Raw genomic sequence first — 15,815 nt, forward strand, 5'->3', positions numbered from 1 at the left:
CGAAGCGCTGGGCAGCGCTTAGACGCCGAGGTAGTCGAGAATGCCCTCGCCGGCCTGACGCCCTTCGAACACGGCGGTGACCACCAGGTCGGAGCCGCGGACCATGTCACCACCGGCGAAGATCTTCTCGTTGGTGGTCTGAAAGGCATAGGTACCCTTTTCCGGGGCCACCACACGGTCGCGTTCGTCGAGCTCGATACCGAAGCGGTCGAACCAGGGCGCCGGGCTCGGCTGGAAGCCGAAGGCGATGACCACGGCGTCGGCAGGCAGGATCTCCTCGGAGCCCGGCACCACCTCGGGACGCTGGCGGCCGTTCTCGTCGGGCTCACCAAGGCGAGTACGCACGACCTTGACGCCTTCGACCCTGCCTTCCCCTACCACCGCCACCGGCTGGCGATTGAACAGGAACTCGACACCTTCCTCGCGGGCGTTGGCCACCTCACGCTTGGAACCAGGCATGTTCTCCTCGTCGCGACGATAGGCGCAGGTCACCGTGGCGGCGCCCTGGCGGATCGCCGTACGGTTGCAGTCCATGGCGGTATCACCACCGCCCAGCACCACAACCTTCTTGCCCTCCAGCGAGACGAAGTCGGCCGGATCCTTTTCGAAGCCGAGGCAGTGGTTGACGTTGGCGATCAGATAGTCGAGCGCCTTGTGCACGCCGGGCAGGTCCTCACCGGGGAAGCCGCCGGTCATGTACTTGTAGGTGCCCATGCCGAGGAATACCGCGTCGTACTCTGCGAGCAATGTGTCGAAATCGATGTCCTTGCCCACCTCGACGTTGAGACGGAACTCGATACCCATCTCCTCGAACACCGCGCGCCGACGCTCCATCACCGTCTTGTCGAGCTTGAACTCGGGGATGCCAAAGGTCAGCAGGCCACCGATCTCGGGATACTTGTCGAACACCACCGGCTTGACGCCGTTGCGCACCAGGATGTCGGCGCAGCCGAGTCCAGCCGGGCCGGCACCGATGATGGCAACCTTCTTGTCGGTCCAGGTGACCTGGGACATGTCGGGGCGCCAGCCCATGGCGAAGGCGGTGTCGGTGATGTACTTCTCCACCGATCCGATGGTCACAGCGCCGAAGCCATCATTGAGCGTGCAGGCTCCCTCGCACAGGCGGTCCTGCGGGCACACCCGGCCGCACACTTCGGGCAGCGAGTTGGTCTTGTGCGACAGCTCGGCGGCCTCGAGGATATTGCCCTCGGCCACCAGCTGTAGCCAGTTGGGAATGTAGTTGTGCACCGGGCACTTCCACTCACAGTACGGGTTGCCGCAATGCAGGCAGCGGTGTGACTGGCTGGCCGCCTCCTGGGGCTTGAACGGCTCGTAGATCTCGCCGAATTCGCGTGAGCGGGTACGGGCATCCTTTTTCTGCGGATCCTGACGCCCCACGTCGATGAACTGAAAGTCATTTCTGGTCAAACGGTTGGCCATATTCGTATCTCCTGGATGCCGGCTTACTCGGGACGTCTGCGCGATTCGTCGAGCAGGCTGTTCAGGCTCGCCGCCTTGGGCTTGACCAGCCAGAAGTGACGCACGAAGTCGCTGAAGTCGTCGAGGATCTCTCGTCCGCGGGCCGATTCGGTCTCGGCCACGAACTCCTCGATGATCTCCCGCAGGTGACGCCGGTAGGCCTCCATGGCCTCGGTATTGACCCGGTGGATCTCCACCAGCTCATGATTGTAACGATCGACGAAGGAGCGGTCCTCGTCGAGTACGTAGGCGAAGCCGCCTGTCATGCCGGCACCGAAGTTGACGCCGGTTTCGCCGAGCACACAGATCAAGCCGCCGGTCATGTATTCGCAGCAGTGGTCGCCGGCCCCTTCGATCACCGCATGGGCACCGGAATTGCGCACGCCGAAGCGCTCGCCGGCGGTGCCGGCGGCGAACAGCCTGCCACCGGTGGCGCCATACATGCAGGTGTTGCCGATGATCGCCGTCTTGTGGCTCTCGAAGCGGCTGCCACGAGGCGGCACGATCACCACCTTGCCGCCGTTCATGCCCTTGCCGACGTAGTCGTTGGCATCGCCTTCCAGATAGAGGTTGAGACCGCGGGCGTTCCACACGCCGAAGCTCTGCCCGGCCACGCCGGTGAAGCGCAGCGTGATCGGGGCATCCTCGAGCCCGACCTCGCCGTAGTGCTTGGCCACCGCACCCGAGGAGAGTGCCGGTACCGAGCGGTCGCAGTTGGTGATAGTGAACGCGAACTCGCCGCCGCTCTTGTTGGCGATGGCCTGCTCGATGGTTGCCAGTACTTCCTGGTTCTTGGCACCCGGGTCATGCGGCACGTTGCGGCTCACCTGGCAGAACTGCGGTGCATCGGCCGGCACGAAGTCGTTGGCCAGCAGCGGGGTGAGGTCGAGCTTGCGCAGGGAGGCAGTGTCGCCCTCCAACACCTCGAGCAGGTCGGTGCGGCCGATCAGGTCGGTCAGCTTGCGCACGCCCATCGCCGCCAGCAGCTCGCGAACCTCTTCCGCGATGAAGCGGAAGTAGTTCTTGACCATGTCCACGGTGCCGCGGAAATGCTCGTCGCGCAGGTACTGATGTTGGGTGGCAACGCCGGTGGCGCAGTTGTTGAGGTGACAGATGCGCAGGTACTTGCAGCCCAGCGCTACCATCGGCGCCGTGCCGAAGCCGAAGCTTTCGGCGCCGAGGATCGCCGCCTTGATCACATCGAGGCCGGTCTTCAGGCCGCCGTCGGTCTGCAAGCGAATCTTGTCGCGCAGGCCGTTGATACGCAGCGCCTGGTGCACCTCGGGCAGGCCCAGCTCCCAAGGGGAGCCGGCGTGCTTGATCGAGGTCAGCGGGCTCGCCGCAGTGCCGCCGTCGTAGCCGGACACGGTGATCAGATCGGCGTAGGCCTTGGCCACGCCGGTGGCGATGGTGCCGATGCCGGGCTCGGAAACCAGCTTCACCGACACCTGCGCCTCGGGGTTGACCTGCTTGAGATCGAAGATCAGCTGCGCCAGATCCTCGATGGAGTAGATGTCGTGGTGCGGCGGCGGCGAGATCAGCGTCACGCCGGGCACCGAGTAGCGCAGCCGCGCGATCAGGTCGTTGACCTTGCCGCCGGGCAGTTGACCGCCCTCGCCGGGCTTGGCCCCCTGGGCCACCTTGATCTGCAGCACCTCGGCGTTGACCAGATAGGCAGGGGTGACGCCGAAGCGACCCGAGGCGATCTGTTTGATCTTGGAGCTACGGATGGTGCCGTAGCGCGCCGGGTCCTCGCCACCCTCACCGGAGTTGGAACGTCCGCCGGCCTCGTTCATGGCCTGTGCAAGCGCCTCGTGAGCCTCTGGCGACAGCGCCCCCAGCGACATACCGGCGCTGTCGAAGCGCGGGATCAGCTCATCGACCGACTCCACCTCTTCGAGAGGCAACACCGTCTCGGCGAGCTTGAGCTTGAACAGGTCGCGCAGGGTCGCGGCGGGACGCTCGTTAACCAGTTGGGCAAATTTCTTCCACTTGGTGTAGTCGCCCTCCTGCACGGCTTCCTGCAGCGCCTTGATCACGTCCGGGTTGTAGGCATGGTACTCATGGTCGTGCACGTACTTGAGCAGACCACCCTGGGCGATGCCCTTGCGCGGCGTCCAGGCGTCACGGGCCAGCAGCTCCTGTTGCAACTGCAGCTCGCTGAAGCCGGTGCCCTCGATGCGCGAGGCCATGCCGGTGAAGCACAGCTCGATCACCTCGGAGCCCAGACCCACCGCCTCGAAAAGCTGCGAGCCGCGATAGGAAGCCAGCGTCGAGATACCCATCTTGGAGAGGATCTTGTAGAGCCCCTTCTGCATGCCCTTGCGATAGTTCTCGCGGGCATCCGCCGGGTTGCCGGTCAGTTCACCGGTGCGGTGCATGTCGGCCATGACCTGGTAGGCCAGCCACGGGAATACCGCGGTAGCGCCGACTCCGAACAGCACCGCCATCTGGTGGGCATCGCGGGCATAGCCGGTCTCCACCACGATATTGGCCCGCGGGCGCAGCGCCAGCTTGCCCAAGTGATGATGCACGGCGCCCACCGCCAAGGCGGCATGGATCGGCAACTGCCCCTGCGGCAGGTCGGCGTCGGAGAGCACCAGGATCACCTTGCCGTCGTGCACCGCCGCTTCGGCCTGGCGGCACAGTTCGACGATGGCCGCCTTGAGCCCCAGCTGCTCCGGGTCGTAGCCCAGGCTCAGTCGGTGGTGGGAAAAGGCCGGGTCGTCCTGCTCGAGCAGCGCGGTAAACTTGCGCGGCGACAGCACCGGCGTGGTCAGTATGATCCTGTGAGCGTGCTCGGGAGTAGCCCTGAACACATTGAGTTCGGCACCAATGCAGGTTTCCAGCGACATCACGATCGCTTCACGCAGCGGATCGATGGGCGGATTGGTGACCTGGGCGAACTTCTGACGGAAGTAGTCGGTCAGCAGGCGCTGCTTGCGCGACAGCACCGCCATGGGCGTGTCGTCACCCATGGACCCCACCGCCTCCTGACCGCTCTCGGCCAGCGGACGCAGCACCTGGTCGCGCTCCTCGAAGCTGACCTGGAACATCTTCTGCCAGGTCTTGACCGCATCAGAGTCCATGTTCTGGAAGCTGGCCAGCTCGGTCAGCGCCGACTCGAGGTAGTGCGCCTCCTCCTTCAGCCAGCGCTTGTAGGGGTAGGCGGACTGCAGGCGCTCGTCGATGTCGCGGGTATGCAGCACTTCGCCGGTATGGATATCCACGGCCAGTATCTGGCCGGGGCCGACGCGACCCTTGGCCACCACATCCTCGGGCTTGTAATCGTAGGTGCCGATTTCCGAGGCCAGGGTAATGTAGCCGTTCTTGGTGATCACCCAGCGTGCCGGACGCAGGCCGTTGCGGTCGAGCATGCAGATCGCCTGGCGGCCATCGGTCATGACCAGGCCGGCGGGGCCGTCCCACGGTTCCATGTGCATGGAGTTGTATTCATAAAAGGCGCGCAGCTCCGCGCCCATGGTCTCGACGTTCTGCCATGCCGGCGGCACCATCATGCGCACCGCACGATGCAGCTCCATGCCGCCCATCAGCAGCACTTCAAGCATGTTGTCCATGCTCGAGGAGTCGGAGCCCACGGTGTTGACGATCTCGTCGAGCTCGGCGATGTCGGGCAACCGCTCGTTGACGAAGTTCTCCTTGCGCGAGTTCGCCCAACTGCGGTTGGCCTCGATGGTATTGATCTCGCCGTTGTGGGCGAGCAGGCGGAACGGCTGGGCCAGCGGCCAGCGTGGCGCCGTATTGGTCGAGAAGCGCTGGTGGAAGACGCAGATCGCTGTCTGCAGTCGCTCATCGCCCAGGTCCTGGTAGAAGGCGGGCAGATCCACCGGCATTACCAGGCCCTTGTAGGAGAGCACCTGGGACGACAGCGAACAGACGTAGAAGTCCTCTTCGTCGCGCAGCATCTGCTCGGCGCGGCGGCGGGCCATGAACAGGTCGACATCGAAGCGTGCGGCATCGCCGAGCTTGCCCGGCTCGACGAAGAGGTGACGGATGCGCGGCAGGCAGGCACGCGCGATGGGGCCGCAGTAGGAAGGATCCACCGGCACGTCGCGCCAGCCGCGAATCACCAGGCCACAAGCACGCAGTTCCCCCTCGAGAACACCTCGCGCGCGCGCCTCCTTGGCATCGTCGTCGGGCAGGAACACGGCGCCCACGGCAAACTGCTCGCCGAGCTCGACATCGAGTGTCTCGCTGGCGACTTCCCGCATGAATCCCTCGGGCATCTTGAGCAGCAGGCCACAGCCATCACCGGTCTTGCCATCGGCGGCGATACCGCCGCGATGGGTCATGCAGGTGAGCGATTCGATGGCGGTACGCAGCAGGTCGTGGCTGGCCTGCCCTTCCATATGCGCAATCAGACCGAATCCACAGTTGTCACGGAACTCGCCAGGATGATGAAGGCCTCGGTTCATGGGCGTGCCTCAAGAAAGTCTATTGACCAAATGGCAGCTTTGATATATAATCATTGGTTTTGTTTTTATTATGGCCACTAGCTGTAGCCTGCTGCCGTCGCGAGAAAAAAGGACGACCAGCATAGACACTTTCTACCCTTCCGCGCAATCTCCCGCCTCGCCACGCCCCCTAAAACTTCTAGAAAATCCGCAACTTGCTGGACAAGCAAGAGCAAAAAAAACCAACAGCTCAAGGACTTGCGCCACGCATAAACGAATTTCAAACGATGCCAACAGGGCATGCTACTTTAGTCTAGTTTTGCGTTTTTACCCCATACCGATACGGCATGAGGCATGCGAATTTGATGCCGCTCGCGTGAACTGAAAGCCAAGGACAGGCGAAGACGGCAAAGGAAAAGGCCGCACGAATCGCTTCGTGCGGCCTATCTACCTGCGCCGGCCCGCCCGCAAGGAGCAGGCGCTCGCTTCAATCTCGAGGAAAGGTTGTCAGCAACTCCTCGAGCAGCGGCTGGGGCGTTTCGTCGTAAACCACTGCCCGACCCAGCGCCTCAAGTAGAACGAGGCGCAGGCGAGCATCGATGTTTTTCTTGTCCAGCCGCATGCGGGAAAGGAAGTCCTCCACCCCCATGTCAGCGGGAGCCACCAGCGGCAACCCGGCCGCGGCGATGATCGCGGCGGTACGCTCGACTTCGGCCGACGAGAGCCAACCCAGGCGCTGCGAGAGTTCGGCAGCCATCAGCATGCCGGCACCCACCGCTTCGCCATGCAGCCAATTGCCGTAGCCCTGGTGCGCCTCGATGGCATGGCCGAAGGTATGGCCCAGGTTGAGCAGCGCACGCACGCCCTGCTCGGTCTCGTCTTCGGCAACGATATCGGCCTTGAGCTGGCAGCTACGCTCGATGGCATGGGTCAATGCCTGGGGCTCCAGCGCCCTAAGCGCCGGCATCTCGGCTTCGAGCCAGGCCAGGAACTCCGCGTCGCGAATCAGCCCGTACTTGATCACTTCGGCAAGGCCCGCCGAAAGCTCCCTGGCCGGCAGGGTGTTCAGGGTATCAGTATCGATCAGCACCGTCCGCGGCTGCCAGAAGGCGCCGATCATGTTCTTGCCCAGCGGGTGGTTGACGCCGGTCTTGCCGCCCACCGAAGAGTCCACCTGTGCCAGCAGCGTGGTGGGCACCTGGATGAAGGCCACGCCGCGCTGGTAGCAGGCGGCAGCAAAGCCGACCATGTCGCCAATCACGCCGCCACCCAGGGCGATCAACGTACAGCGGCGGTTAAAACCGGCCTCGAGCAGGGCATCCCAGATACGGCTGACACTCGCCAGGGTCTTGGTCGCCTCGCCGTCGGGCAAGATCAGCTCGCGTACCTCGGCGTCGCGCGGCAAGCCCTCACGCAGACGCACCAGGTAGTGAGGAGCCACTGTTTCGTTGGTGACGACCATGATCTGCCGCCCAGCCAGGTAGGGAGTGAGCCAGGTGGTATCACCCAGCAGCCCCGGGCCGATATGAATGGGGTAGCTGCGCTCGCCCAAAGCGACCTGCAGGCTACAGCGGGACTGGGATTCGCTCATGGTCATGATTCAGGCCTTGGCTTGTAGGGGATCGGCCAGCCGCTGCACGCGACGCACGATTTCGTTGACCACGGCGCGGGGGCTGCGCCGGTCGGTACGCACCATGATGTCTGCCGTGGCGCGATAGAGGGGGTCGCGCAGCTCGAACATTTCGCGCAGCACCTGCTCACGATCGGGACGCTGCAGTAGCGGCCGGTTGCGATCCTTGGCCACACGCTTGAGCTGCTGCTCGACGGTGGTGAACAGATAGATCACTGTGCCTCGCTCACGCAGGCGACGACGGTTCTCCTCGCGCAGCACCGCACCGCCCCCCGTGGCTATGATCATGCCTTCGAGCGCGGTCAGCTCCTCGATCATCTGCACTTCGCGCTGACGAAAGCCCTCTTCGCCCTCGACATCGAAGATCCATGGGATGTCGGCACCGCAACGCGCCTGGATCTCATGGTCGCTGTCGAGGAAGTCACGCGAAAGCTCGGCCGCCAGAAGGCGGCCGATGGTACTCTTGCCGGCCCCCATGGGGCCGACCAATATAAGATTGGGCAAGTCCTGCATCAGCGAATCGCCAGGCCGTCCTCGAGTATCCGTGGAGTGATGAACACCAGCAGCTCCACCTTCTGATTGCTCGACTCATTGTACCGGAAAAGCCTGCCCAGCACAGGCAGGTCGCCGAAGAACGGCGTCTTGACCAGGCGGCTGAGCTGTTCGGTGGTGAGGATGCCGCCCAGCACCACGGTCTCGCCGTTATCGACCAGCACCTGGGTCTCGATGCGATTGGTATCGATAGGCGGCGCCTGGCCCGGCGCGGCCTCGCGGAAGCTGTCGTTCTTGATCACCAGATCCATGATGATGCGGTTGTCCGGAGTGATCTGCGGCGTTACTTCCAGCGACAGCTCGGCTTCCTTGAATTCGGTTTGCGGCACGTTGCCTTCGCCGATGGATTGATAAGCGCGCTCCTCGCCCTGGATGATGGTCGCCTTGCGCTGATTGGCGGTGATCACCCGCGGTTGGGAAATGGTCTGGCTCTTGTTCTCGCTCTCCAGCGCGCGTAGCTCGAGATCGAGCAGAATGTCGCCGGAGAGATAACCGAAGGCGAAGCTGGTCATGGGGTTGGCACTGCCCAGGTCGACCGCCAGGCCGCCACGCTGGAACTGGCTGCCGGACGGATCCTCGAAACCGCCGGTGAACTGACCGCGCGAGTCGCGCTGACCGGTGAAGCCGTCGCCATAGGCCGCAATGGGGGCGCCGGATGAGGCACCGCCCAGGTTGAGACGGCTGCTGCCGCGCGACGAAAGCCCCCAGTTCACACCGAGCTCCTGAGTCACTCCGTCGCGGGCGATGACGATACGCGCCTCTATCTGCACTTGACGCACGGCCACGTCGAGCTGGTCGAGGGTGCGCAGGATCTCCTGGATCTGGTCGGCGGTATCCTGGATCAGCAGCATGTTGGTGCGCGCGTCCACCGCCACGCGGCCGCGCTCGGTCAGCAGGCCAAAGCCATCGCCGCCGCGCAGCAGCTGGGCCAGGTCCTCGGCTCGGGCGTAGCGGACCTGTACGTACTCCGAAACCAGTGGGGTCAGCGTCTCGACCTGGGCGCGCGCCTCGATCTCCTGGCGCTCGAGGCTGGCGAGTTCGCTGGCCGGGGCCACGACGATGACGTTGCCTTCCTGACGGCTGGCCAGCCCATGGCTCTTGAGTACCAGGTCCAGCGCCTGGTCCCAGGGCACATCTTGCAGGTTGAGGGTCACCTGGCCGGTCACGCTGTCGCTGGCCACCAGATTGAGCCCGGTGAAGTCGGCGATGATCGCCAGCACCGAACGCACCTCGATATCCTGGAAGTTGAGCGTGATGCGCTCACCGGTGTAGGGGAACTGCTGGCGCGTGCGCTGCTCGCGCTCCTGCTGGGTGACGGGCTGGGCTTCGATGGTGAGCTGGCGCCCGCTCTGGGTAGAGAGCATGGCGAACTCACCGCTGCCCTCGATCTCCAGCGTCACGCCGTCGCGTCCCACACGGGGCGTGATACGTCGCAGAGGGGTATTGAAGTCGCTGACGTCGAGCACCTGATTATGCGCCTCCGGCAGGTCGACACCGACGAGTTCGGCGACGATACGATTGCGGCCCGACTCACGCACCCGGGCATCGACACCAGCCCGGTCGAAGGTAACGACCAACCGACCCGCACCGCCTTCACCGCGGCGAAAGTCGATATCGGCGATGGAAGGCATGCCACTTGGCGCGGTCGGCGCGGCCGCCGGCTGAGATGTCGCTGCGGATGCCGGCTCGGCACGGGCTACCGTCGGTGCCGCCCCCCCACCGCCAATGGCGAGCCTCAGGCGGTTGCCGTCCTGCACCGTGTCGTAGGGCAGGGGGCCCTCCATGTTGAAGACCAGGCGTGTGCGCGAGCCGGCCTCGAGGGCCGTGACCTGCTCGACCCCGCCGACGCCCAGGTCGAAGCGACGACGCTCCAGCGCGTTGGCCGTATCCACCAGATCGATGGTCAGCCGTGCCGGCTCATCCAGCCGGTAGCCGCGGACCTCCGGCACGCCCCCGCTGAAGGTCAGGTCGACCAGCAGCTCGCCGCGCTCGCCCTGGCGGAAATCCAGGCCGGTCAGCGTGGTTGCCGCTACGACGGGCAGCGCCGCCAATGTCAGGCAGAGTACCACCAGTGTTCGAATCACATGTTTCATCGTTGCCCTACTCCCTGCCTGTTACCAGCGCCCTGCCGGGCTACCGCGATATCCTCAACGCCTTCTCTCTTCCAACGCCATGCGCGTGGTGCGCTCCATCCAGCCGCCCCCTCCGGTGGGCACCAGCTCCACCAACTGCACCGTCGAGCCGGTAATGCTGACGATGCGACCGTGGTTCCGCCCCAGGTAGCTGCCAGTTCGCAGCCGATGCACCTCGCCACCCGGCGCCCTGACCAGCGCGTGGGTCTGCCCGCTCATGGTCAAAATGCCCACCAATTTCAGCGCCTCGAGGTCATACGCCTCGAGCGCCTCGCGGGCACGCTCGGCGTCGGGTGTCAGGTCGCTGCTACCCGCCGGCGCCTCTTCTGGTTCCGGCAGCTGCGCGCGGAAAGGGCTGCGACGATCGCTGGCCTGGTAGGGTACTGCCTCATAGGAGGGCACCTCGGGCATCTCCAACACACGCGGCGTGCCCGGGTTGTCACGAATGTCGGCCAGGCGACGATCCAGCTCGCCCAACTGGGGATCGGCACAGCCCACCAGTAGCAAGGCAACCAGGACCACCTGAATCATCAACGAGCACCGCCTCATCGCATCCCCTCCCCACCCTGGGGCCGGTAGCTGTATGTGCGGGCGAGCATCGACAGCCGCAGCCGATCGCTCCCTTCCACCGGCGCCAGTATGAAGTCATGCAGCGTGACGATGCGTGGCAGTGCCGCCACGCTGGCAAGGAAGCCGGCGATATGATGGTATTCGCCCTCTACCTGGAGGTCGAAGGGGCGTTCGATGTAGAAATCTCGCTCGACGGTGCTACGCAGGCGGATGAAGTCTATCGTCAGGTGATGGTTGAGGGCGCTCTCGCTGATGCTATCGATCAGCGAAGGAATTTCGGCGCCGGAGGGCAGCATTGCCATGAGCTCAGCCATGCGCGATTCGAGCACCACCATCTGCTCGAGCATGTCGGGCAGTCGCGCGGCCTGGGCGGCGCGATTTCGGTAGTCGACCAGCAGCCGCGCCTCCTCCCCCTGGGCCCGCTGCAGCTCGTCCGCCTTGGGGCCCGCCAGGTACCAGTGTGCAGCGGCGAATGTCAGCCCCAGCACCAGCAGGCAGCAGATCCATTGCAATAACAGTGGCCAGGCCCCCGATTCCTTGAGGTCCAACCCACGCCAGTCGAGCTCGCGGAGGCGACGAATCTCGGCCCGCAGATTCATGGCTCGCCCTCCGCTACCCCTTGCCCATCCTGCGCCCCATCCATGAGCTGCGTCACGCCAAGGCTGAAACGGCGCCGCTCACCGCCGTCGGACTCGACCTCGGAGAGCACCGGCTCGGAGAAAGCAGGCGCGGCGGACAGGGCCCGCATCTGCTCGGACACCCGGCGGTTGCTCTCCGCGTGTCCCGACAGGCGCAACTGGTCCCCCTGCCGGCTCAGCTGGGTATAGTACACCCCGTCGGCCAGGCTCAAGCTCAGGTCGCGGAACACGCGCACGGTCTGGGAGCGCCCCTGCTGCAGGTCGCTGAAGACCTGGACCTGTCCGATCATGCGTTCGCGTATGGCTTCGTACTCGCCGATCGAACGAATGTCCCCTTCGAGCTGCTGCATGCGCTCACGAATGTGCGCATTGCGCTCGCGCTGAGCATCCATGGCAGCGTCGTAGTAGTAGGTCAAGCCGAGCCCGCCCACCGCACCGACCAGCACCATGACCATCAGAGCCATATAGAAGTAGCGGCTGCGACGCTCTCGCTGCCGCTCCCGCCAGGGCAACAGGTTGATTTCGATGCTCATGACAACGACCTCATGGCCAGGCCGCATGCGGTCACCATGGCCGGCGCATCGTTGGCCAGGGTCTGGACATCGATACGGGGATTGATCCTCATACGCAGGAAAGGGTTGGCGATGACGACCTGCATCGCGCTCTCCCGGGCGAGCCGCTCGGCCAGGCCAGGGATGACACTGGAGCCGCCGGCCAGGACCATGCGCCGCACCTCGTGTTTGCGGCCTGCGGTATAATAAAGCTGTAGTGAGCGCCCGACCTGCTGGACCAAGGTATCTATGAAGGGTGCCAGCACGCTTGTCTGATAGTCCTCGGGCAGGCCCCCGCGCTTCTTGGCCAGGCCGGCCTCCTCCAGCGTCAGGCCGTAGCGCGTGCGGATCTCCTCGGTGAGCTGGCGCCCGCCGAAGACGGTGTCGCGGCTGTAGACGATGCGCCCGCCGCGAAGTACATGGAAGGCGTTCATGGTGGCGCCGATGTCGACCAGCGCCACACAGTCGTCCTCGCCAGCGGCCGGTGGCAGTTGCTGGCGCAACTCGCCGAAGGCGCGCTCCATGGCGAAAGTCTCGACGTCCACGGCTGCGGGCAGCAGGCCTGCCTGCTGCAAGGCATCGGTGAGCTGGTTGACGTCCTGCTGACGACAGGCGACCAGCAGGACATCCTGCTGGTCGCCATAGCGGGCATTCAGCCCCAGGCGCTGGAAATCGAAGGCGACTTCACTGAACGGAAACGGAATGTGTTTGTCTGATTCGAGTTGAATGCGCGCTTCGATCTCGTCATCGTTGAGCGAGGCGGGCAATGTCAGGGTCTTGGTGATCGCGGCGCTGGCCGGCACGGCGGCCACGGCCAGCCGGGAGGTGGGCCTGGCGCTCTCGACCGCGCGGCGCAGGGCATCGGCCACTTCGCCCATGTCGCGAATGCGGCGCTCTACCACGGCGCCTTCGCGCAAGGGCCTTACGGCATAGCTGTCGATCTGGTAGTGAGAGCCCACCCGCTTGAGCTCGATCAGTTTGACCGTTGCCGAGGTGATATCGACACCGATCAACCCCTTGGCGGAGGGTCTGAGTCGCATCAATCGTTGCCCTTGCGTAAGCCGCTGCGATAAACGCTAGTTATGATCTTGCTTTTTTTGCCTGCTTGCCCGATACGCAGAGGCTGACAAAGATCATACTCGCATTACTAGGAATGAGGTTACATGATATTTGGCCACTGCACACAAAGTTGGACGGGGCATCGCCTCAACGCTGGTGGCGAGTGGCTCTGGTTCTTTATAATGGTCTCGCCAGTGAAGGCTCTCTTCCATCGCCATTTCCTTCCTGCTCTCACCACGGATAACGCCTTTTCATGAAGTGGATCAAGACTCTGGTTCTCTCGGCCTTCTGGCTGCTGGTGTCGCTGTCCGTCGCTGCCCTGCTCAGCGTGGCCGGCGCAGCGCTCTATTTCACGCCGGGCCTGCCCGACGTCCGCCAACTGCAGGATTTCGAACTGCACACGCCGCTGCGCATCTTTACCCGCGACGGCAAGCTGATCGGCGAGTATGGCGAGGAGCGCCGCATGGCAGTCTCCTTCGACGAGATTCCCGAGGATTTCGTCCAGGCCCTGCTGGCGGCCGAGGATGCGGCCTTCTTCGAGCATCGTGGCGTCGACCCTCGCGGCCTGGCACGGGCAGCGCTGGAACTCGTCTCCAGCGGTGGCGACATCCAGTCGGGCGGTTCCACCATCACCATGCAGGTGGCGCGTAACTACCTGCTCACGCTCGACCGCACCTTCACACGCAAGATCCGCGAGATACTCCTGGCGCTGCAGATGGAGCGCATCCTGACCAAGGAGGAGATCTTCGAGCTCTACGTCAACAAGATCTTCCTCGGTCATCGTGCCTACGGTATCGCCGCCGCCGCGGAGGTCTACTACAACAAACCGCTGGAAGAGCTCAGTCTGGCGCAGAAGGCGATGATCGCCGGCCTGCCCAAGGCTCCGTCACTGTTCAACCCACTGGCCAACCCAGAGCGTTCGTTGATCCGGCGCAACTGGATCCTCTATCGCATGCGCCAGCTCGGCAACATCGACCAGGCCACCTACGAAGCAGCCGTGCAGGAGCCGACCACCGCACGTCGGCACGTCGCCCAGGTCGAGGTCGACGCCGACTACGTGGCGGAAATGGCACGCCAGTACGCCATCGAGCGCTTCGGCGAAGAGGCCTACACCGGCGGCTACCGGGTCCACACCACCCTGGACAGCGAGCTGCAACCCTTTGCCCGTCAGGCCCTGGCGCGCGGCCTGATCGACTATGACACCCGCCACGGCTGGCGCGGGCCAGAGGAGCGCGACATCCCCGCCAGTCTCGCCGAAGCCCAGGAACGTACCGAACGCCGCGGGCTGGAGGAGGAACTCGACGAGTCTCCCGAGATCATGGAGACCGCCCGCCAAGCAGCGGCGCGCAGCCAGACCCGCGTCGAGGGCATCGATGGCGACGTCAGCAACTGGCTGCGGGTTCTGGAGCGAACCCCCGGCTTCGGCCCGCTTCAGCCCGCCATCGTGGTCTCGAGCGAAGGCCGCGAGATGCGCGTACTGACCCGCAACGCCGAGCTCGTCACCCTTGCCTGGGACGGTCTCTCCTGGGCACGCGCGTATCGCAGTCCCAGGGCGCGCGGACCGGAGCCCAGCTCTGCCCGCGAGATCGCCGAGACCGGCGACCTGATACGCATACTGCAGCGCGACGACGGCAGTTGGAGGCTTTCCCAGCGCCCCGATGCCGAGGGCTCGATCGTGGTGATGAATCCAGCCGACGGCGCCATCCTCGCGCTGCAAGGCGGCTTCAGCTTCAATGCCAGCAAGTTCAATCGTGCGGTTCAGGCACAGCGGCAGTCGGGCTCGATCTTCAAGCCCTTCGTCTTCCTGGCAGCGCTGGATACCGGCTTGATGACGGCCTCCACCGTGGTCAACGATGCCCCGGTGGTCATGCACGACGGCAGCAGCCTGTGGCGCCCGGTGAACTCCAGCGGCGATTTCCTCGGCCCGACCCGGCTGCGCGTGGCGCTGGCACGCTCACGCAACCTGGTGACGATCCGCATCCTGCAGACCCTGGGGCTCGACAACACCATCGAGTATCTGGAGGGGTTCGGCTTCAGCAGGAGCCGGCTGCCGCACGGACTGTCGCTGGCACTGGGCAGCGCCGACCTGACGCCGCTGGAGATGACCAACGCCTATGCCGTATTGGCCAACGGTGGCTTCCAGGTTTCCCCCTGGTTCATCGAGCGCATCACTCGCGGCAGCGACGACCAGGTCATCAGCGAGGCCCGCCCGGCCATTGCCTGCCGCGACTGCCGCGAAGGCCAGACCGAGATCGAGATCGACGGCAAGCAATACGATGTAGCCCGCCGGGTTGCCGACCCCACGGCCGTCTACATTCTGCGCGACATGCTGCGCGACGTGATCGAGAGCGGTACCGGGCGAGCGGCATTGTCACTCAACCGCAACGACGTGGTGGGCAAGACTGGTACCACCAACGATCAGCGCGACGGCTGGTTTGCCGGCTACAATGACGATCTGGTAGCCACCGTGTGGATCGGCAAGGACAACAACGAGTCGATCGCCGAGTATGGCGGCAATGCTGCCCTGCCGATCTGGATCGACTTCATGGGCAATGCCCTGAACGGACGCCCCGAAGCCAGGCCCGACGCACCCGCTCAACTGGTCAGGGTACGCATCGACGAGCAGACCGGACGACGCCTGGCCGACGGCCAGCCCGGCGGGATCTCGGAAATCTTCCACCCGGACTACCTGCCCGACATGGAACCGCGTCGGATTGAGCAGGAGGTCGAGCAGCGCAGTGGCTCGCAGGGCACGGGAAGCTACGAGGCAATCTTCTGACAGGGATGAC

At 64.5% G+C, this 15,815-nt stretch carries 10 protein-coding genes; 1 reads left to right on the forward strand and 9 read right to left on the reverse strand.

The annotated features are described in order from the left end of the window. Positions 1 to 18 precede the first annotated feature (18 nt). The 9 genes from SPH52_RS02735 to pilM all read right to left on the reverse strand — a co-directional run bounded on the left by SPH52_RS02735 (position 19) and on the right by pilM (position 13,007). Positions 19 to 1,440: an FAD-dependent oxidoreductase gene (locus SPH52_RS02735; protein ID WP_411793462.1), complete on the reverse strand. Its 1,422-nt coding sequence runs from the start codon at positions 1,438 to 1,440 to the stop codon at positions 19 to 21. A gap of 23 nt (positions 1,441 to 1,463) precedes the next feature. Then, complete coding sequence (gene gltB, locus SPH52_RS02740) at positions 1,464 to 5,915, reverse strand: glutamate synthase large subunit (protein WP_411793463.1); 4,452 nt, start codon at positions 5,913 to 5,915, stop codon at positions 1,464 to 1,466. A gap of 466 nt (positions 5,916 to 6,381) precedes the next feature. Beyond that, positions 6,382 to 7,491, reverse strand: coding sequence for a 3-dehydroquinate synthase (gene aroB / locus SPH52_RS02745; protein WP_411793464.1), 1,110 nt, complete (start codon positions 7,489 to 7,491; stop codon positions 6,382 to 6,384). A 3-nt stretch (positions 7,492 to 7,494) separates the two neighbouring features. Further along, entirely contained in the window at positions 7,495 to 8,037 is a 543-nt protein-coding gene (aroK, locus tag SPH52_RS02750; protein ID WP_411793465.1) for a shikimate kinase AroK, read from the reverse strand. Then, entirely contained in the window at positions 8,037 to 10,169 is a 2,133-nt protein-coding gene (gene pilQ / locus SPH52_RS02755) for a type IV pilus secretin PilQ (protein ID WP_411793466.1), read from the reverse strand. Before pilQ ends, aroK begins: the two co-directional genes overlap by 1 nt. A gap of 54 nt (positions 10,170 to 10,223) precedes the next feature. Further along, positions 10,224 to 10,739, reverse strand: a complete 516-nt coding sequence (locus SPH52_RS02760; RefSeq protein ID WP_411793467.1) for a pilus assembly protein PilP — start codon at positions 10,737 to 10,739, stop codon at positions 10,224 to 10,226. A 14-nt stretch (positions 10,740 to 10,753) separates the two neighbouring features. Then, entirely contained in the window at positions 10,754 to 11,377 is a 624-nt protein-coding gene (locus SPH52_RS02765) for a type 4a pilus biogenesis protein PilO (protein WP_411793468.1), read from the reverse strand. Next, positions 11,374 to 11,949, reverse strand: coding sequence for a PilN domain-containing protein (locus tag SPH52_RS02770; protein ID WP_411793469.1), 576 nt, complete (start codon positions 11,947 to 11,949; stop codon positions 11,374 to 11,376). The genes SPH52_RS02765 and SPH52_RS02770 overlap by 4 nt, the downstream gene beginning before the upstream one ends. Beyond that, positions 11,946 to 13,007, reverse strand: coding sequence for a type IV pilus assembly protein PilM (pilM, locus tag SPH52_RS02775; protein ID WP_411793470.1), 1,062 nt, complete (start codon positions 13,005 to 13,007; stop codon positions 11,946 to 11,948). The genes SPH52_RS02770 and pilM overlap by 4 nt, the downstream gene beginning before the upstream one ends. Before the next feature lie 272 nt (positions 13,008 to 13,279). On the opposite strand from pilM, the gene SPH52_RS02780 reads away from it, so the two are divergent. After that, on the forward strand, positions 13,280 to 15,805 hold the full coding sequence (locus SPH52_RS02780; protein WP_411793471.1) for a penicillin-binding protein 1A: 2,526 nt from the start codon (positions 13,280 to 13,282) through the stop codon (positions 15,803 to 15,805). Positions 15,806 to 15,815 lie beyond the last annotated feature (10 nt).

This window comes from Halomonas sp. A29, assembly GCF_046723295.1.
Taxonomy (GTDB): domain Bacteria; phylum Pseudomonadota; class Gammaproteobacteria; order Pseudomonadales; family Halomonadaceae; genus Halomonas.